General features: G+C 73.1%; 1 protein-coding gene. It reads left to right on the forward strand.

Features of this window, described 5'->3' with window-relative positions; all coding sequences use genetic code 11:
• The first annotated feature begins 17 nt into the window (after positions 1–17).
• Complete coding sequence (locus AC156L_RS11035; RefSeq protein ID WP_484406791.1) at positions 18–21,881, forward strand: type I polyketide synthase; 21,864 nt, start codon at positions 18–20, stop codon at positions 21,879–21,881.
• The last annotated feature ends 41 nt before the right edge of the window (positions 21,882–21,922 follow it).

Raw genomic sequence — 21,922 nt, forward strand, 5'->3', positions numbered from 1 at the left:
CCCGAAGTGCGGAGCACATGATGACCTCCAACGAAAAAGTCGTCGCGGCGCTGCGGGCGTCCCTGAAGGAGACCGAGCGGCTGCGGAAGCAGAACCAGCAGCTCACGTCCGCGGCCCGTGAACCGATCGCGATCGTGTCGATGAGCTGCCGCTACCCCGGTGGCGTCAGCTCGCCGGAAGACCTGTGGCGCCTGGTGTCCACCGGCGGCGACGCCGTCGCGGGCCTGCCCGCCGACCGCGGCTGGGGCGACGACCTCACGTTCGGCGTGGCCGCGGGCGGGTTCCTCTACGACGCTGGCGAGTTCGACCCGGCGTTCTTCGGGATCAGCCCCCGCGAGGCGCTGGCGATGGACCCGCAGCAGCGGCTGCTGCTGGAAACCTCGTGGGAGGTCGTGGAACGGGCGGGCATCGACCCGCGTTCGCTGAAGGGCAGCCAGACCGGAGTGTTCGTCGGCGGCAGCGCCACCGGCTACGGCTCCGGCCTGGACGAGGTGCCCGAGGGCCTGGAAGGCCACCTGCTGACCGGCAACACGCCCAGCGTGTTCTCCGGCCGCGTCGCCTACACGTTCGGCTTCGAGGGCCCGGCCGTCACCATCGACACCGCGTGCTCCTCCTCGCTGGTCGCGATCCACCTGGCCGCGCAGGCGCTGCGCAACGGCGAGTGCACGCTCGCCCTCGCCGGTGGCGTCATGGTCATGGCGAACGCGGCGGTGTTCTCCGAGTTCGACAAGCAGGGCGGCCTGTCCCCGGACGGGCGCTGCAAGGCGTTCTCCTCCACCGCCGACGGCACCGGCTGGGCCGAGGGCGCGGGCATCCTGCTGCTGGAGAAGCTGTCCGACGCCCAGCGCAACGGCCACCAGATCCTCGCCGTGGTCAAGGGTTCCGCCATCAACCAGGACGGTGCCTCGAACGGCCTCACCGCCCCCAACGGCCCCGCCCAGCGCCGGGTCATCAAGGCCGCGCTGAGCAGCGCCAAGCTGTCACCGTCCGATGTGGACGTGGTGGAGGCGCACGGCACCGGCACCCGGCTCGGCGACCCGATCGAGGCGGGCGCGCTGCTCGCCACCTACGGCCAGGACCGCGAACGCCCGCTGCTGCTGGGGTCGTTCAAGTCGAACATCGGCCACTCGCAGGCCGCCGCGGGTGTCGGTGGCGTGATCAAGATGGTCATGGCGATCCGCAACGGGATCGCGCCGCGCACCCTGCACGTCCAGGAGCCGACCTCGCAGGTCGACTGGTCCGCCGGGGCCATCCAGCTGCTGACCGACGAGCAGGCCTGGCCCGAGACCGGCAAGCCGCGCCGCGCCGCCGTGTCGTCGTTCGGTGTGAGCGGTACCAACGCGCACACGATCATCGAACAGGCGCCGGAAACCGACGTCGTGGAGACCGCCTCCGGCGTCGTCGGCGGGCTGGTGCCGTGGGTGCTGTCCGGTCGCGGTGAGCAGGCGCTGAAGGCGCAGGCCGACCGGCTCCGGTCGTTCGACCTGGGCGACCCGGCCGACGTGGCGTTCTCGCTGGCCACGACCCGTGCCGCGTTCGAGCACCGCGCCGTCGTCCTCGGCTCGACGCCAGAGGAACTGCGTCGGGGCGTGGACGCGCTGGCCGCCGGTGAGCGGGCCGAGAACGTGGTCTCCGGGCGGACGGTCGACGGCCGCACGGCCGTCGTGTTCACCGGCCAGGGGTCGCAGCGGGCCGGGATGGGGCGTGAGCTGCACGCCGCGTTCCCGGTCTACGCCGCCGCGTTCGACGAGATCGCCGCGCTGGTCGACGTCCGGCTGGACGACCAGGACCTGCTGGACCGCACCGAGTTCACCCAGCCGACGCTGTTCGCGCTGGAGGTGGCGCTCTACCGGCTGGTCGAGTCGTGGGGCGTCAAGCCCGACTTCGTGACCGGCCACTCGATCGGCGAGATCGCCGCCGCGCACGTGTCCGGGGTGCTGTCGCTGGAAGACGCCACGAAGCTCGTGGCGGCTCGCGGCAAGCTCATGCAGGCACTGCCCGCCGGTGGCGCGATGGTCGCCCTCCAGGCCACCGAGGACGAGGTCACGCCGCACCTCACCGAGAAGGTGTCGCTGGCCGCCGTCAACGGGCCGTCGTCGGTCGTCGTGGCCGGGGACGAAGCCGGTGTGCTGGCGGTCGTCGAGGCGTTCGGCGGCCGGAAGTCCAAGCGCCTGGCCGTGTCGCACGCGTTCCACTCGCCGCTGATGGACCCGATGCTGGACGAGTTCCGCGCGGTCGTCTCCACGCTCACCTTCAACCAGCCGCGGATCCCGGTGCTCGGCGAGGTGACGGACCCGGAGCACTGGGTGCGGCACGTGCGCGGCACGGTCCGCTTCGCCGACGCCGTCACGACCCTCGAAGCGCAGGGCGTGCGGACGTTCCTGGAGTTGGGCCCGGACGGCGTGCTCACGGCGATGGGCCAGGAGTCCGTCACCGAGGCCGTGCTGGTCCCCGGCCTGCGCAAGGGCCGTCCCGAGGTCGCGACGCTGCTGCGCGCGGTCGCCGAACTCCACGTCCGGGGCGTTCGGGTTGACTGGACAACCCTGATCGAGGGCGCTCGCCCGGTCGAGCTGCCGACGTACGCGTTCCAGCGCGAGCACTTCTGGCTGGAGATGTCCCCGATCCGCACGGTGTCCGCGAGCGGCGAGGTGGACTCGGAGTTCTGGGCCGCCGTCGACACCGGCGACCTGGGGTCGCTCGACGACCTCGACCTGGGTGCCGACGCCGTCGCCGCGCTGGCGAGGTGGCGGCGCGCCCGCAAGGAGAGCAGCACGGTCGACGCGTGGCGGTACCGCGTCTCCTGGCTGCCCCTGACCGACCTGGGCGCCACCGTGGCGTCCGGTCGCTGGCTCGTGCTCGGCGGGAACCACGACGACGTCGTGGACGGCCTCGCCGAACGGGGCCTCGACATCGTCCGGGTCGCGTGCGATCCGGGAACCGACCGCGAGACCCTGGCCGCCGCGCTGAGCGCGGCGGGCGAGGTCGACGGCGTGCTGTCGCTGGTGGCGCTGGACGCGCCGTCGTCGGCCACCGTCGTCGTGGTCCAGGCGTTGGGCGACGCGCGGATCGCGGCCCCGCTGTGGATCGCGACCCGCGGCGCGGTGTCGACCGGCCGTTCCGACGGCGTGGTCGAACCGACGCAGACCCAGGTGTGGGGCGTCGGGTACGTGGTGGGTCTGGAGCACGGCGACCGCTACGGCGGTGTCGTCGACCTGCCGGAGGTCATGGACAAGCGGGCGGCGGACCGCCTCGTGGCCGTGCTGGCCGGGACCGGTGGCGAGGACCAGATCGCCATCCGCGCGTCCGGCGTCTTCGGCCGCAGGCTGGTGCACGCGCCCCTCAACCCGGAGGAGACGCAGTGGAAGCCCAACGGCACGATTATCGTCACTGGTGGTACTGGAGCGCTGGGTGGACGTGTTTCTCGCTGGCTGGCTACTTCTGGATGTGAGCACGTCGTCCTGACCAGCCGCCGCGGCCCGGCCGCGCCCGGCGCGGCCGAGCTGACCGCGGAGCTGGAGGCGCTCGGCGCCCGCGTGTCGATCGTCGCGTGCGACGTGGCCGACCGCGACGCGGTGGCGGCGCTGCTGGCGGAGTACCCGCCGAACGCCGTCGTGCACGCGGCCGGTCTGGACTACCTGGAAGCGATCGAGACCCACGGCGTCGAGAAGTTCGACGAGGTGCTGGCGGCCAAGGTCGACGGTGCCGCGCACCTCGACGAGCTGCTGGCCGGCGCGGACCTGGACGCCTTCGTGGTGTTCTCGTCCATCGCGGGCACCTGGGGTTCCGGTGGGCAGGCCGCGTACTCCGCGGCCAGCGCCTACCTCGACGGTCTGGCCGAATCCCGTCGGGCGCGCGGCCTCGTGGCCACGTCGGTGTCGTGGGGCCCGTGGGCCGAGAGCGGCATGGCGACCGTCGGCGAGACCGAGGAGCACCTGCGCAAGCGCGGTCTCACCTCCATGTCGCCGGAGCTGACGCTCAGCGCGCTGGAGAAGGCGATCCGCTCGGGCGAGCCGACCGTGACCGTCGTCGACATGGACTGGTCGAAGTTCACCGTCGCGTTCACCATGGCGCGGCCGAGCCCGTTCATCAGCGACCTGCCCGAGGTGCGGGCGGCGCTGGAGTCGATGGAGACCGCGGCTCCGACCGGGGAGTCCGAGCTGGTCCGGAAGCTGGCCGGGCTCGGCGGGCGCGAGCAGCGCCACGCCGTGGTGGAACTGGTGCGCGAGCACACCGCCGCGGTGCTGGCCTACTCGTCGGTCGACGCGATCGAGACCGACCGGGCGTTCCGGGAACTGGGCTTCGACTCGCTGACCGCCGTCGACCTGCGCAACCGGCTCACCGCCGACACCGGCCTGCGGCTGCCCGCGACCCTGGTGTTCGACTACCCGAACGCCGGGGTGCTCGCGGACTTCCTGCACGCCGAACTCGCGGGCACCCGGACGGAGACCGCCGAGGTGGTCACCGGGACGCACACCGACGAACCCATCGCCATCGTCGCGATGAGCTGCCGCTACGCCGGTGACGTGTCGTCGCCGGAAGACCTGTGGCAGCTCGTGTTCGACGGCGTGGACGCGGTGTCGGCCATGCCGACCGACCGCGGCTGGGACCTCGACGCGCTGTACGACCCGGACCCCACCCGCCAGGGCACGTCCTACGCCCGCGACGGCGGGTTCCTCTACGACGCGCCGCGGTTCGACCCGACGTTCTTCGGCATCTCGCCCCGCGAGGCCACCGCGATGGACCCGCAGCAGCGCCTGCTGCTGGAGACCTCGTGGGAGGCGTTCGAGCGGGCCGGGATCGACCCGACCTCTCTGCGCGGCAGCCGGACCGGTGTCTTCGCGGGCACCAACAACCACGACTACCTCGCGCTGCTGGACGAGGTGCCGGACGGCCTCGAAGGCCACCTCGGCACCGGCAACGCCGCCAGCGTCGTGTCCGGCCGCGTGTCCTACACGTTCGGCCTGGAGGGCCCGGCCGTCACGGTCGACACGGCCTGCTCGTCGTCGCTCGTCGCGCTGCACCTCGCCGTGCAGGCGCTCCGCGGCGGAGACTGCGACCTCGCGCTGGCCGGTGGCGTCACGGTGATGGCCACGCCCGGCACGTTCATCGACTTCTCCCGCCAGCGCGGTCTGGCCACCGACGGGCGCTGCAAGGCGTTCGCCGCCGCCGCCGACGGCACAGGCTGGGGCGAGGGTGTCGGCATGCTGCTCGTCGAGCGGCTGTCGGACGCCCAGCGCAACGGCCACGAGATCCTCGCCGTCGTGCGCGGCACGGCCGTGAACCAGGACGGTGCCTCGAACGGCCTCACCGCGCCGAACGGGCCGTCGCAGCAGCGGGTCATCCGCCACGCGCTCGGCAACGCCGGTCTCACGCCGTCCGAGGTGGACGTCGTGGAGGCCCACGGCACGGGTACCGCTCTCGGCGACCCGATCGAGGCCCAGGCACTGCTGGCCACCTACGGCCAGGACCGCGAACGGCCGCTGCTGCTCGGTTCGCTCAAGTCCAACATCGGCCACACGCAGTCGGCGTCCGGCGTCGGCGGCGTGATCAAGATGGTCATGGCGATGCGCCACGGCCTCGTGCCGAGGACGCTGCACGTCGACGCGCCGTCCCCGCAGGTCGAGTGGGACGCGGGGTCGGTCGAGCTGGTGACGTCGACCACGGAGTGGCCGGAGACCGGCCGTCCGCGTCGAGCCGCCGTGTCGTCGTTCGGCTTCAGCGGCACCAACGCCCACGCGGTCATCGAGCAGGCGCCCGGAGCCGCGAACAGCGGCTCCGGAAGCTCTGATCCTTCCCGGCTCGTCGGTGGGACCAAGAGGACCCCGCTGCCGGCCGTGCCGCTGGTCCTGTCCGGCAAGACGGCCGCCGCCCTGCGCGACCAGGCCGCCAAGCTGCGGTCCGCTGTGGACGGTGCCGACCTGACCGACCTGGGTTTCTCGCTCGCCACCACGCGGGCGCGGCTCGACCACCGCGCCACGATCGTCGCGCGGGACCACGACGAACTCCTCGCGGGCCTGGACGCCGTCGCGAACGGGGCGGGGGAGCGGGGTGTCGCGGCCGAGGGCCGGTCGGCGTTCCTGTTCACCGGCCAGGGTTCGCAGCGGCTCGGCATGGGGCGCGAGCTGTACGAGGCGTTCCCGGTGTTCGCGGACGCGTTCGACGCGGTGTGCGCGCAGCTCGACCTGGACCGCCCTCTCCGTGACGTGGTGTTCGGCGACGCGGAGGCGTTGGACCGCACGGAGTACACGCAGCCCGCGCTGTTCGCCGTCGAGGTCGCGCTGTACCGGCTCGTCGAGGCCTGGGGCGTCCGTCCCGACTTCGTCGCGGGCCACTCCATCGGCGAGATCGCGGCGGCCCACGTCGCCGGTGTCCTGACGCTGGAGGACGCGACCACGCTCGTCGCCGCTCGCGGTCGCCTGATGCAGGCGCTCCCGGCGGGCGGCGCGATGGTCGCGTTGCAGGCCACCGAGGACGAGGTTCTGCCCCACCTCGGCACCAACGTTTCCATCGCCGCGGTCAACGGCCCGAACTCGATCGTCGTCGCCGGTGACGAGAACGCCGTGGACGAGGTGCTGGCACGGTTCGCGGACCGGAAGTCCAAGCGGCTCACGGTGTCGCACGCGTTCCACTCACCGCTGATGGACCCGGTGCTGGACGAGTTCCGCGCGGTCGTCGCAGGCCTGACGTTCTCCGAGCCCACCATCGGGATGCTCGGCGAGGTCACCGACCCCGAGCACTGGGTGCGGCACGTCCGCGAGGCCGTGCGCTTCCACGGCACGATGACCGCGCTCGAGGCCAAGGGCGTCAAGACGTTCCTGGAGCTGGGCCCGGACGGCGTGCTGACCGCCATGGCGGCCGAGTCCGTGGCGGACGCCGTGCTGGTCGCGGCGCAGCGCAAGGACCGCGACGAGGTCACGACCCTGCTCCGCGCGATCGGCGCGCTGCACGTGCGCGGTGTCGCCGTCGACTGGACCGCGTTCTACGCGGGCACCGGCGCCCGCCGGATCGACCTGCCCACCTACGCGTTCCAGCGCGAGCGCTACTGGTTCGACGTGGCCCCGGCGAAGCCGAGGGAGACCGCGGGCTACCGGGTCACCTGGCAGCCGGTCGCCAAGCCCGGCACCGCCATGGCCTACGGCCGCTGGCTCGTCGTCGGTGACCAGGAGGTCGCCACCGGACTGGCCGACCGCGGCCTGGACGTGACCGCGATCGACGACGTCTCCGACCTGCCGGACCAGGAGTTCGACGGCGTGCTGTCGGCCGCGGGCGTCGAGTCGACGCTCCTGCTGGTCCAGCGCACCACCGCGCCGCTGTGGGCCATCACCCGCAACGCCGTCTCCATCGACGGTCAGCCCGCGAACCCCGACGCCGCGCAGGTGTGGGGCTTCGGCCGGGTCGCCGCGCTGGAGCACCCCGGCCGCTGGGGCGGCCTGGTCGACCTGCCGGAGGCGCTGGACGGCCGCGTGCTCGACCGGCTCGCCATCGCGCTGGTCGGCACCGAGGACCAGGTGGCCGTGCGCGGGACGGGGATCTTCGCCCGCCGCCTCGACCACGCCCCCGCCACCACCACCGAGGCCTGGAAGCCGACCGGCACCGTGCTCGTCACCGGCGGCACCGGCGTGCTGGGCGGTCACGTGGCCCGCTGGCTCGCGGCCGAGGGGGCCGAGCACCTGGTGCTCACGTCCCGCCGCGGCGTCGCGGCGCCGGACCTGGTCGCCGAACTCGAAGGACTCGGCGCACGGGTCACGGTCGCCGCGTGCGACGTGACCGACCGCGCCGCGATGACCGCGCTGGTCCAGGAGTTCCCGCCGAACGCCGTCCTGCACCTCGCCGGTGCCGGCCAGGACGCCTCGATCGCCGAGACCGACCTCGACCTGCTGGCCGAGGTCCGGTCGGCCCGTGTCGACGGTGCCCGCCTGCTGGACGACCTGGTCGGCGACGTCGACGCGTTCGTGCTGTTCTCCTCCACCTCCGGTGCCTGGGGCGCGAGCAGGCAGTGCGGCTACGCCGCCGGTGACGCCTTCCTCGACGCGCTCGCCGAGTCCCGGCAGGCCCGCGGGCTCGCGGCGCTGTCGATCTCGTGGGGCCCGTGGGCCGGTGGGGACGCCGAGTGGGCGGACCTCCTGCGCCGCCGCGGTGTCACGCCGCTGGCCCCGGCCTCCGCTCTCGCCGGACTCGGGAAAGCCGTGGCGGGCAAGCGCTCCACGCTCGTCGTCGCCGACGTCGACTGGGCGCGGTTCGCCCCCGCGTTCACCGCGACCCGCCCGAGCCCGCTGCTCGGCGACCTGCCCGAGGTCGTCGCGGCGCTCAAGCCCGCCGAGGAGACCACCGACACCGACCTGACCGACAGCCTGGCCGGTCGCGCGACCGCCGAGCAGGAGGCGGCGCTCGTCGACCTCGTGCGCGAGCAGGTCGCCCAGGTGCTCGGCTACACCTCCGCCGACTCGGTCGACCCCGGAACCGCCTTCCGCGACCTGGGCTTCGACTCGCTGACCGCCGTCGAGCTGCGCACGAAGCTGGCCGAGGCGACCGGGCTCCGCCTGCCCGCCACGCTGGTCTTCGACTACCCGAACCTCACCTCGCTCGCCGCGCACCTGCGGGACGAGCTGTTCGGCAGCGCGCCGGAGGTGGCCGCCGCGGTCGCCGCGGGTGGCGCGTTCGACGAGCCGATCGCCATCGTCGGCATGGGTGTCCGGCTGCCGGGCGACGTGCGGACGCCGGAAGACCTCTGGCAGCTCGTGTTCACCGGCACGGACGCCGTCGGCGGCTGGCCGACCGACCGCGGCTGGGACCTGGAGAACCTCTACGACCCGGACCCCGACCACGAGGGCACGTCCTACTCGCGCGAAGGCGCGTTCCTGCACCAGGCCGCCGAGTTCGACGCAGGCTTCTTCGGCATCAACCCGCGGGAAGCCCTGGCGATGGACCCCCAGCAGCGGATGCTGCTGGAAACCTCGTGGGAGGCCGTGGAACGGGCCGGGATCGACCCGGAGTCGTTGCGCGGCAGCAGGACCGGCGTGTTCACCGGCACCAACGGCCAGGACTACGCGGCGTCCACCTACGAGCTGCCGCCGGGCATCGAGGGCTACCTCGGCACCGGTCTCGCGGCCAGCGTCGTGTCCGGCCGCATCTCCTACACGTTCGGTCTGGAGGGCCCGGCCGTCACGGTCGACACGGCGTGCTCGGCCTCGCTGGTCGCGATCCACCTGGCCGTGCAGGCGCTGCGGGCCGGTGAGTGCGACCTGGCGCTGGCCGGTGGCGCGTCGATGATGTCGACGCCCGGCGCGTTCATCGACTTCTCCCGGCAGCGCGGCCTCGCGGTCGACGGCCGGTGCAAGTCGTTCGCCGCCGCCGCAGACGGCACCGGGTGGGGCGAGGGTGTCGGCATCCTGCTCGTCGAGCGGCTGTCCGACGCCCAGCGCAACGGCCACCAGGTCCTCGCGGTCATCCGCGGCTCGGCCGTCAACCAGGACGGTGCCTCCAACGGCCTGACCGCCCCGAACGGGCCGTCGCAGCAGCGGGTCATCCGCCAGGCCCTCGCGAACGCCGGACTGTCCACCCAGGACGTCGACCTGATCGAGGCGCACGGCACCGGCACCAAGCTGGGCGACCCGATCGAGGCCCAGGCGCTGCTCTCGACCTACGGCCGCGACCGCGAGATCCCGCTCCGCCTGGGGTCGCTCAAGTCCAACATCGGCCACACGCAGGCAGCGGCGGGCGTCTCCGGCGTCATCAAGGTGGTCATGGCGATCCGCAACGGGATCATGCCCAAGACCCTGCACGTCGACGAGCCGTCGCCGCACATCGACTGGACCTCCGGATCGGTCGAACTGCTGACCGAGGCGCAGGAGTGGCCCGAGACGGGTCGCGCCCGCCGCGCGGCGGTGTCGGCGTTCGGCATGAGCGGCACCAACGCCCACCTGATCATCGAGGAAGCACCCAACGCGGTCGTCGCGGGCGAGACGGCTGAGCTGCCGGTCGTGCCGGTGGTGCTGTCGGCCAAGTCGGTTGACGCGCTCAAGGGCCAGGCCGCCGCACTGCTGGCCGCCAACCCGACGGTCTCCTTGACCGACCTGGCGTTCTCCACGTCGCTCCGCACCCCGATGCCGCACCGCGCGGCCGTGGTCGCGAGCGATCACGACGAGCTGGCGCGCGGCCTGACCGCCATCGCCGACGGCCGCGGGCTCGACGCCGTGACCGACGGCAAGCTGGCCGTCCTGTTCACCGGTCAGGGTTCGCAGCGCGCGGGCATGGGCCGTGAGCTGCACGCCGCGTTCCCGGTGTTCGCCGAGGCGTTCGACGAGATCGCGGCCCTGGTCGACATCCGGATCGACGACCAGGAGACCCTGGACCGCACCGAGTTCGCCCAGCCCGCGATCTTCGCCCTGGAAGTGGCGCTGTACCGCCTGGTCGAGTCGTGGGGCGTGAAGCCCGACTTCCTGGGCGGCCACTCCATCGGTGAGATCGCCGCGGCCCACGTGGCCGGTGTGCTCTCCCTGGAGGACGCGGCCAAGCTCGTCTCCGAACGCGGTCGCCTCATGCAGGCCCTGCCGTCCGGTGGCGCGATGGTCGCCATCCAGGCCACCGAGGACGAGGTCCTCCCACATCTCGACAACACTGTTTCCATCGCGGCGGTCAACGGCCCGAACTCGGTCGTCGTCGCTGGTGGGGAAGCCGCCGTCGACCGGGTGCTCGCGCACTTCGCGGACCGGAAGTCCAAGCGGCTGGCCGTCTCGCACGCGTTCCACTCGCCGCTCATGGAGCCGATGCTCGACGAGTTCCGCTCCGCGGTCTCGGAGCTGACGTTCACCGAGCCGACGATCCCGCTGCTGGGCGACGTGACCGATCCGGAGCACTGGGTCCGCCACGTCCGCGACGCCGTGCGGTTCGCCGACGCGGTCACGACGCTGGAGGCCAAGGGCGTCAGCACGTTCCTGGAGCTGGGTCCGGACGGTGTGCTCACCGCGATGGGGCAGGAATCCGTCACCGACGCGGTGCTCGTGGCGGGTCAGCGGAAGGACCGGCCCGAAGCCGCCGTGCTCACCTCCGCCATCGCGACCCTGCACAACCGGGGCGTCCGCGTGGATTGGGACGCGTTCTTCGCCGGAACGGGAGCGCGGCGGGTCGAACTGCCGACCTACGCGTTCCAGCGGCAGCGGTTCTGGTTGGAGACGCAGGGCTTCCCGACCTCGGGCGGAGGTGCGACCGACGAGGCCGAGGCGAAGTTCTGGGAAGCCGTGGAACGCGAGGACTTCGGGCTCGTCGGCACCACGCTCGCCCTGGACGAGAGCGCGCTGGGCGAGGTGCTGCCCGCGCTGTCGTCGTGGCGCAAGGCCCGCCGGGCGCACAACAAGATCGACGGCTGGCGCTACCGGGTCTCCTGGCTGCCGCTGACCGACCTGGGCGCCCCGACGCTCACCGGCCGCTGGGCGATCGTCGTCCCGGACGGGTTCGACGCCACCGAGATCACCTCGGGCCTCACCGCCCGCGGCGCGGAGGTCGTGCCGGTCGAGTTCGCCGACCGCGCCACCCTCGCCACGTCGTTCGCCGACCTCGGCCCCCTCGACGGCGTGCTGTCGCTGGTCGCGCTCGTCGGCACGACCACCGCGTCCGTCGTGGTCGTGCAGGCCCTCGGCGACGCGGGAGTCGCGGCGCCGCTGTGGATCGCGACCCGCGGCGCGGTGTCGACCGGCCGTTCCGACGGCGTGGTCGTCCCGTCCCAGAGCGAGGTCTGGGGTCTCGGCTACGTGATCGGCCTGGAGCACCCCGACCGCTGGGGTGGCCTGGTCGACCTGCCGGACACCCTGGACGCCCGGCTGTTCGACCGCCTCGTCGGCGTGTTCAACGGCGACGAGGACCAGGTCGCGCTGCGCTCGTCCGGTGTCTTCGGCCGACGCCTCGTGCACGCCCCGCTGGGCGACAAGCTCGCCGACTGGTCCCCGAGCGGCACGGTGCTCGTCACCGGCGGTACCGGCGCCCTCGGCGGCAAGGTCGCCCGCTGGCTCGCGACCGGTGGCGCCGAGCACCTGGTGCTCACGTCCCGCCGCGGCCCCGACGCCCCCGGTGCCGCCGAACTCCAGGCGGAGCTGGAAGAACTGGGCGCCCGCGTCACGATCGCCGCGTGCGACGTGGCCGACCGCGACTCGCTGTCGAGCCTGCTCACCGAGTTCCCGCCGAACGCCGTGGTCCACGCGGCCGGTGCCGACCACACGATGGGCATCGCCGACCACGACCTCGCGGTCTTCGACGACGTCCTGTCCGGCAAGGTGTCCGGCGCGGTACTGCTCGACGAACTCCTCGCCGACGCCGACCTGGACGCCTTCGTGGTGTTCTCGTCCATCGCGGGCACCTGGGGTTCCGGTGGCCAGTCGGCCTACTCCGCCGCCAGCGCGTTCCTCGACGGCCTCGCGGAGTCCCGCCGGGCGCGCGGCCTCGTGGCCACGTCCGTCTCGTGGGGTCCGTGGGCCGAGAGCGGCATGGCGACCGTCGGCGACACCGAGGCGCACCTGCGCAAGCGCGGTCTCGTCACGATGCCGCCCGCCCTCACCCTGAACGCCCTGGAGCGGGCCATCCGCTCCGGCGAGCCGACCGTGACCGTCGTGGACATGGAGTGGGAGAAGTTCACCCCCGCGTTCACGCTCGCCCGGCCCAGCGCGTTCATCGGCGACCTGCCCGAGGTGCGGAAGGCGCTCGCCGACGACAGCCCCGCCGAGACGGGCGCGGACTCCGAGCTGGCGGGCCGACTGGCCGGACTGCCGGAGGCCGACCAGGTCACGCTGCTGGTCGACGTCGTCCGCGACCAGGTCGCCTCCGTGCTCGGGCACAGCTCGTCCGACGCGGTCGACAAGGACCGCGCGTTCCAGGAACTCGGCTTCGACTCGCTCACGGCCGTGGAACTGCGCAACACCCTCAACACCGCCACCGGGCTGCGGCTGCCCGCGACGCTGGTGTTCGACTACCCGAACGCCGTCACGCTGGCCAACCACCTGCGCACCGAGCTGCTGGGCTCGCAGGTCGAGGTCGCCGACGTCGTCACGGCGGTCAACACCGACGAGCCGATCGCCATCGTCGCCATGAGCTGCCGGTTCGCGGGCGGGATCGCCTCGCCCGAGCAGCTCTGGGACCTGGTGCTGGCGGGCGGTGACGCCGTCACCCCGTTCCCGACCGACCGCGGCTGGGACCTGTCGACCCTGTTCCACGACGACCCCGACCACCAGGGCACGACCTACGCCCGCGAGGGCGCGTTCCTCGACGGGGCCACGAGGTTCGACCCCGCGTTCTTCGGGATCAGCCCCCGCGAGGCCACCGCGATGGACCCGCAGCAGCGACTGCTGCTGGAGACCTCCTGGGAGGCGTTCGAGCGGGCGGGCATCGACCCCGTGTCGTTGCGCGGCAGCCAGACCGGTGTGTTCGCTGGCAGCAACGGCCAGGACTACCTGGCGCTGCTGGAGGAGATCCCGGAGGGCGTCGAGGGCCACCTCGGCACGGGCAACTCCGCCGCCATCGCGTCCGGCCGCATCTCCTACACCTTCGGCCTCGAAGGCCCGGCCGTCACCGTCGACACCGCGTGCTCCTCGTCGCTGGTCGCCCTGCACATGGCCGTCCAGGCCCTGCGCAACGGCGACTGCGACCTGGCGCTCGCCGGTGGTGTGACGATCATGTCCACGCCCGGCACGTTCATCGACTTCTCCCGCCAGCGCGGTCTCGCGACCGACGGCCGGATCAAGTCGTTCGCCGCCGCGGCCGACGGCACGGGCTGGGGCGAGGGTGTCGGCATGCTGCTCGTTGAGCGGCTGTCCGACGCTCAGCGCAACGGCCACGAGATCCTCGCCGTCGTGCGCGCCTCGGCCGTGAACCAGGACGGTGCCTCGAACGGCCTCACCGCGCCGAACGGCCCGTCGCAGCAGCGGGTCATCCGCAAGGCGCTGGCCTCGGCCGGTCTGTCCACCTCGGACATCGACGTCGTGGAGGCGCACGGCACCGGCACCTCGCTGGGCGACCCGATCGAGGCTCAGGCGCTGCTGGCCACCTACGGCCAGGACCGCGACGAGCCGCTCCTGCTGGGCTCGGTGAAGTCCAACATCGGCCACACGCAGGCCGCGGCGGGTGTCGCGGGCATCATCAAGATGGTCATGGCGATGCGCCACGGCCAGGTGCCCAAGACCCTGCACGTGGACGAGCCGTCGCCCGCGATCGACTGGTCGGCCGGTGCGGTCGAGCTGGTCACCTCGCAGGTGGCGTGGCCCGAGACGGGCCGGGTGCGCCGCGCGGCGGTGTCGTCCTTCGGCATCAGCGGCACCAACGCCCACACGATCATCGAGCAGGCGCCGATCGCCGAGGAGGCCGCGCCGCGCCGGGTGGAGCTGCCGGTCACGCCGTACCTGGTGTCCGCCAAGAACGCCGCAGCACTGGCCGAGCAGGCCGGACGCATCGGCGAGCAGCTGGAGTGGACCTCCGTCGAGGCCGCCGACGTGGCGTTCTCGCTGGCCACGACTCGCGCCACGCTGGCCCACCGCCTGGTGGTGCTGGGCGAGGACCGCGACTCGGCCATCGCCGCCCTGACCACCGCCCGTGACGGCGGCACCGCCCCGAACCTGCTGCGCGGCACCGCCGCCGACGGTGGACTGGCGTTCCTGTTCACCGGCCAGGGTTCGCAGCGGCTCGGCATGGGTCGTGAGCTGTACGAGACGGTTCCCGTGTTCGCCGACGCGTTCGACGCGGTCTGCGCGCAGCTCGACCTGGACCGGCCGCTGCGGGACGTGGTGTTCGGCGACGCGGAGGCGTTGGACCGCACCGAGTACACGCAGCCCGCGCTGTTCGCCGTCGAGGTCGCGCTGTTCCGCACCCTCGAAGCCTGGGGCGTTCGGCCGGACCACGTGGCCGGGCACTCGATCGGCGAGATCGCCGCGGCCCACGTGGCCGGGGTGCTGTCCCTGGCCGATGCGGCGACGCTCGTCTCCGCCCGTGGCCGCCTGATGCAGGCGCTCCCGGCCGGTGGCGCGATGGTCGCTATCCAGGCGACTGAGGCGGAGGTGCTGCCCCACCTCACGGACCTGGTCTCCATCGCCGCCGTCAACGGCCCGAACGCCCTGGTCGTCGCCGGGGCCGAGGACCAGGTCGAGCAGGTGCTCGCGCACTTCGCCGACCGGAAGTCCAAGCGCCTCACCGTGTCGCACGCGTTCCACTCGCCGCTGATGGACCCGATGCTGGACGACTTCCGCGAGGTCGTCTCCGCACTCACCTTCTCCGCTCCGAAGATCCCGATGCCCGGCGACGTGACGGACCCGGAGCACTGGGTGCGCCACGTCCGCGGCACGGTCCGGTTCGCCGACGCCGTCACGAGCCTGGAGGGCAGGGGCGTCAGCACGTTCCTGGAGCTGGGCCCGGACGGGGTGCTCACCGCGATGGCCCAGGACAGCGTCACCGACGCGGCACTGGTCGCGGCGCAGCGCAAGGACCGCGCCGAGGTCACGACCCTGGTCCGGGCACTGGCCGCGCTGCACGTCCGCGGCGTCGCGGTCGACTGGGCCGCCTACTTCGCCCGCTCCGGCGCGCGGAAGGTGGACCTGCCGACCTACGCGTTCCAGCGCGACCGCTTCTGGCTCGACCCGAGCCCGGCCAAGGCCCCCGTGGTCGACGCCGAGTTCTGGGAGGCCGTCGAGAACGGCGACCTGACCTCGCTGAACCTCACCCTGGACGCGGACGCCGTCGACACGCTCTCGTCGTGGCACCGCTCGCGCCGCGAGCACAGCGCGGTCGACGGCTGGCGCTACCGGATCGACTGGACGCCCGTCACCCCGACCGGGGTCGTGGCAGGCCGCTGGCTGGTCACCGACCCCGAGCTGGCCGAAGGCCTGGCCGCCCGCGGTGTCGACGTCGTCACCGACGGCCCGTTCGACGGCGTGCTCGCGCTGACCAACGACGTCACCGAGGCGCTCGACCTGGTCAAGACCCACACCGCGAAGCTGTGGATCGCCACCCGCGGCGCGGTCGCCACCGGCCCGGCCGACACCGCCGCCGACCCGCACGCCGCCGAGGTGTGGGGCTTCGGCCGCGTCGCCGCGCTGGAGCACTCCGACCGCTGGGGTGGCCTGGTCGACCTGCCAGACACCCTGGACGCCAGGGCGTTCGACCGGATCGCCTCCATCCTGGGCGGCACGGAGGACCAGGTCGCCGTGCGCGGCTCGGTCGTCCACGCCCGCAGGCTCGTCGCGGCCCCGGCGGGCAGCGGCTCCGACTGGACGCCGCGCGGCACGGTCCTGGTGACCGGCGGCACGGGTGCCATCGGTCGCCACGTCACGGCGTGGCTCACCGAAGCAGGCGCCGAGCAGGTCGTGCTGGTCAGCCGCGGCGGGGGAGAAGTCCCCGGCGCCACGGTGGTCGCGTGCGACGTGACCGACCGCGACGCCCTGACCGCCGTGATCGCCGAGTACCCGCCGGACGCCGTGGTGCACCTCGCCGGGGTCGGCCAGGACACGGCGCTGGCGGACATGGACGCCGACGAGCTCGCCCACGTCATGGCCGCCAGGGTCGAGGGCGCCGTCAACCTGGACGCGCTGGTCGGTGAGGTGGACGCGTTCGTCCTCTTCTCCTCCACCTCCGGTGTCTGGGGCTCCGGCCGCCAGGGCGCGTACGCCGCGTCCGACGCCCACCTCGACGCGCTGGCCGAACGCCGCCGCGCCGACGGCCTCGCCGCCACCTCGGTGGCGTGGGGCCCGTGGGCCGGGGGAGCGATGACCCAGGAGGGCCGGGACGCGCTCAGCCGACGCGGGCTCCCCGCGCTGGCACCGGAGCAGGCGCTCGCGGCGCTGCGCCGGGCCGTCGGCCTCGGCGAGGCCACCGTCGTCGTCGCCGACGTCGACTGGACCCGCTTCGCCCCGGCGTTCACCGCCGCCCGGCCCAGCCCGCTGCTCAGCGCGCTGCCGGACGTGGTGGCGGCGCTGGAGACCCCGGCCGGGGACAACGACACCGGCCTGGTCGCCACGCTGACCGGGCTGTCGGAGAACGAGCAGCGGTCCCTGCTGGTCGACCTGGTCCGCACGCAGGTCGCCGACGTGCTCGGCTACTCCTCGCCGCAGGCCGTCGAACTCGGGGTCGCGTTCCGCGAACTCGGCTTCGACTCGCTCACGGCCGTGGAGCTGCGCGGCAAGCTCAACGACGTCACCGGGCTCCGCCTGCCCGCCACGCTGGTGTTCGACTACCCGAACCTGGCCGCGCTGTCGGCGTTCCTGCGCGACGAGCTGGTCGGCACCCGGCCGGAAGCCCTCACCGCCACCGCCACCGGGTTCACCAACGAGCCCATCGCGATCGTCGGCATGGGCCTGCGGCTGCCGGGCGGCATCGAGACGCCCGAACAGCTCTGGGAGCTGGTCACCTCGGGCAGCGACGCCATCTCGGACTTCCCGACCAACCGCGGCTGGGACCTGGCGAACCTGTTCGACCCGGACCCGGACCACGAGGGCACGTCCTACGTGACCCGAGGCGGGTTCCTGCACGACGCGGGCGAGTTCGACGCGGCCTTCTTCGGGGTCAACCCGCGTGAGGCCCTGGCCATGGACCCGCAGCAGCGGATGCTCCTCGAAACGTCCTGGGAGGCCGTGGAGCGCGCGGGCATCGACCCGGACTCGCTGCGCGGCAGCCGGACCGGCGTCTTCACCGGCACGAACGGCCAGGACTACGCGATGCAGACGTTCGAGCTGCCGCCCGGCATCGAGGGCTACCTCGGCACCGGCATCGCGGCCAGCGTCGTCTCCGGTCGCCTGTCCTACACGTTCGGCCTGGAAGGCCCGGCGGTCACCGTCGACACGGCGTGCTCCGCGTCGCTGGTCGCGATCCACCTGGCGGCTCAAGCACTGCGGGCAGGCGAGTGCGACCTGGCACTGGCCGGTGGCGCGTCGATGATGTCCACCCCCGGCGCGTTCATCGACTTCAGCCGCCAGCGCGGCCTCGCGGTCGACGGCACGTGCAAGTCGTTCGCCGCGGCGGCCGACGGCACGGCCTGGGGCGAGGGCGTCGGCATGCTCGTCGTCGAACGCCTGTCCGACGCGCAGCGCAACGGCCACGAGGTGCTCGCCGTCATCCGCGGCAGCGCCATCAACCAGGACGGCGCCTCCAACGGCCTCACCGCCCCGAACGGCCCGTCGCAGCAGAGGGTGATCCGGCAAGCGCTTGCGGCCGCCGGACTGTCCACGACGGACGTCGACGTGGTGGAGGCCCACGGCACCGGCACGAAGCTCGGCGACCCGATCGAGGCCCAGGCGATCCTGTCGACCTACGGCCAGGACCGGGAGACCCCGCTGCTGCTGGGCTCGCTGAAGTCCAACATCGGCCACACGCAGGCCGCGTCCGGTGTCTCCGGCATCATCAAGATGGTGCTGGCCCTCCAGCACGGCATCGCACCGAAGACCCTGCACGTGGACGAGCCGTCGCCGCAGATCGACTGGACCTCCGGGTCGGTGGAGCTGCTGACGGAGGCCGCGTCCTGGCCGGAGACCGGGCGTCCGCGCCGGGCCGCCGTCTCGTCGTTCGGCATGAGCGGCACCAACGCCCACGCGATCATCGAGCAGGCGCCGAAGGCGGACCTCGTGGTCGAGACGGCTACCAGCACGCTGCCGGCACTGCCGGTGGTGCTCGCGGCGAAGTCGGCGGAAGCCCTGAAGGACCAGGCGGAACGGCTGCGCGAGCACGTGGCGACCAACGACGTCGACCTGACCGACCTGGCGTACTCGTTGCTCACCAGCAGGTCCGGCCTCACCCACCGCGCCGTCGTGGTGGCGGGGGAGACCGACGAACTGCTCGACGGTCTCGCGACCGTGTCCGCCGGTGACGCCGTGGTCGAGGGCAAACTCGCGGTGCTGTTCACCGGTCAGGGCAGCCAGCGGGTCGGCATGGGTCGCGAGCTGCACGCCGCGTTCCCGGTGTTCGCGAAGGCGTTCGACGAGATCGCCGCCCTGGTCGACATCCGGATCGACGACGAGGAGACCCTCAACCGCACGGAGTTCACCCAGCCCGCGATCTTCGCGGTCGAGGTGGCGCTCTACCGCCTCTTCGAGTCGTGGGGCGTGGAGCCCGACTTCCTGGGCGGCCACTCCATCGGCGAGATCGCCGCGGCCCACGTGGCCGGTGTCCTGTCCCTCCAGGACGCGGCCACGCTCGTCGGCGAACGCGGTCGCCTCATGCAGGCCCTGCCCGCCGGCGGCGCGATGGTGGCTCTCCAGGCCACCGAGGAAGAAGTGCTGCCCCTGCTCACCGACGCCGTCTCCATCGCGGCGATCAACGGACCCACGTCGATCGTCGTCGCGGGTGCGGAAGACGCGGTGCGGCAGGTCGTCGGGGCGTTCCCCGACCGGAAGTCCAAGCGGCTGGCCGTGTCCCACGCGTTCCACTCGCCGCTCATGGAGCCGATGCTGGACGAGTTCCGCGAGGTCGTCGGCGAGCTGACCTTCACCCAGCCCAGCATCCCGATGCTCGGTGACGTGACCGACCCGGAGCACTGGGTGCGGCACGTGCGGGACGCGGTGCGGTTCGCCGACACCGTGACCACCCTCGAAGGCCAGGGCGTGAAGACGTTCCTGGAGCTGGGTCCGGACGCGGTGCTCACCGCGATGGGGGCCGACAGCGTCACCGACGCCGTGCTCGTCCCGGCGCTGCGCAAGGGCCGGGACGAGGTCCGCACCCTGCTGACGGCACTCGGCCGGGTCCACGCCCGCGGCGGCGCGGTCGACTGGGCGGCCTTCTTCGCCGGAACCGCCGCGAAGCGGGTCGACCTGCCCACCTACGCGTTCCAGCACCAGCACTTCTGGCTGGACTCGCAGCCGTGGCCGACCACGACGGCCTCCACCGAGGTCTCCGAGGTCGACGCCCAGTTCTGGGCCGCCGTCGACAGCGAGGACCTGGCGTCGCTCGGCGCCGACATCGACCCGTCCACGCCGTTCGGCGACGCTCTGCCGGTGCTGGCGTCGTGGCGCAAGCAGCGCGGCGACAACGCCGCGGTGGAAGGCTGGCGCTACCAGGTCGAGTGGAAGTCGGTCCCGCAGGAGAAGGCGAGCGCGTCCGGCCGCTGGCTGGCCGTCGTGCCCGCCGGGCAGGCCGAGCACGCCGTGCTGGCAGGCCTGAGCGCCCGTGGTGTGGAGGTCGTGCCCGTCGAGTGCGAGGCCGACACCGACCGCACGGGCCTCACCACCCTGCTGGAGAAGGCGATGACCGACGGTCCCGCCGAGGGTGTGCTGGCCATCGGAACCACGGCCACCACGACCGTGCTGACCGTGCAGGCGCTCGGTGACGCCGGGATCGAGGCCCCGCTGTGGGTCGCGACCCGCGGCGCGGTGTCCACGGGCCGGTCCGACGGCGTCGTCGACCCGACCCAGTCCACGATCTGGGGCACCGGCTACGTGATCGGCCTGGAGCACCCCGAGCGCTGGGGTGGTCTGCTCGACCTGCCGGAGAAGCTGACCGACAAGGCCCTCGACCGGATCGCGAGCGTGCTCGTCGGCTCCGAGGACCAGGTCGCCGTCCGCTCGTCCGGCGTGTTCGGCCGACGGCTGGCGCACGCGCGGGCCGCGACCGGCCTGTCCGACTGGTCGCCGCGCGGCACGGTCCTGGTCACCGGCGGTACGGGTGCCCTGGGCACCAGGGTCGCCCGCTGGCTGGCCGCGGAGGGCGCCGAGCACCTCGTGCTCACGTCCCGGCGCGGCCCCAGCGCCCCCGGCGCGGCCGAGCTGGCCGCCGAGCTGGAGGCGCTGGGCACGAAGGTCACCATCGCCGCCTGCGACGTGGCCGACCGCGACTCGCTGTCGACCCTGCTCACCGAGTTCCCGCCGAACGCCGTGGTCCACGCGGCCGGTGCGGACCACTACGGGGCCATCGCCGACCACGACCTGGGCACGTTCGACGAGGTCCTGTCCGCGAAGGTCGCGGGCGCGGTCCTGCTGGACGAGCTGCTGGCGGACGCCGACCTGGACGCCTTCGTGGTGTTCTCCTCCATCGCGGGCACCTGGGGTTCGGGTGGCCAGTCGGCCTACTCGGCGGCCAGCGCGTTCCTCGACGGCCTGGCGGAGTCCCGCCGGGCACGGGGACTGGTCGCGACCTCGGTGTCCTGGGGTCCGTGGGCCGAGAGCGGCATGGCGACCGTCGGCGACACCGAGGAGCACCTGCGCCGTCGCGGCCTGATCGCGATGCCGCCCGCGCTCACGCTCAGCGCCCTGGAGAAGGCCATCCGCTCCGGCGAGACCACGGTGACCGTGGTCGACATCGAGTGGGACAGGTTCGCCCCGGCGTTCACCATGGCCCGGCCCAGCCCGTTCCTCGGCGACCTGCCCGAGGTGCGCGCGGCCCTGGAGGAGACCGCCCCCGCGGCCGGTGAGGAGTCCGACCTGGTCGGGAGGCTCGCCGCGCTGTCCGAGGTCGAGCAGCACGCGCTGCTGGTCGACCTGGTCCGCGGGCAGGTCGCGACCGTCCTGGGCCACGGCTCGGCGGACGCGGTCGCCAAGGACAAGGCGTTCTCCGACCTCGGCTTCGACTCGCTCACGGCCGTGGAACTGCGCAACACCCTGACCAGCGCCACCGGGCTCAAGCTCCCGGCGACCCTGGTGTTCGACCACCCCAGTGCCGAACCGCTCGCGAAGTTCCTGCACTCCCAGCTCGTCGTCGGCGGCGCCGCGGTGCCGGTCCTCGACGAACTCGACAAGTTGGAGGCCGTGCTCGCCGCCGCCACCCCGGACACGCTCACCCGGACCAAGATCACGATCAAGCTCCAGTCGCTCGTGTCCCAGTGGAACTCGGGCAAGGCCGCCCAGAAGGAGGCGACCGGGACCACGAGCGGTCTGGACGACGCGTCCGACGACGAGCTGTTCGCCCTCATCAACAAGCAGCTCGGGAAGTAGGCGCCCCACCCCTGCCGCCCCCTCGCCACCCCCTCCGACCT

This window comes from Umezawaea sp. (genome assembly GCF_057122925.1).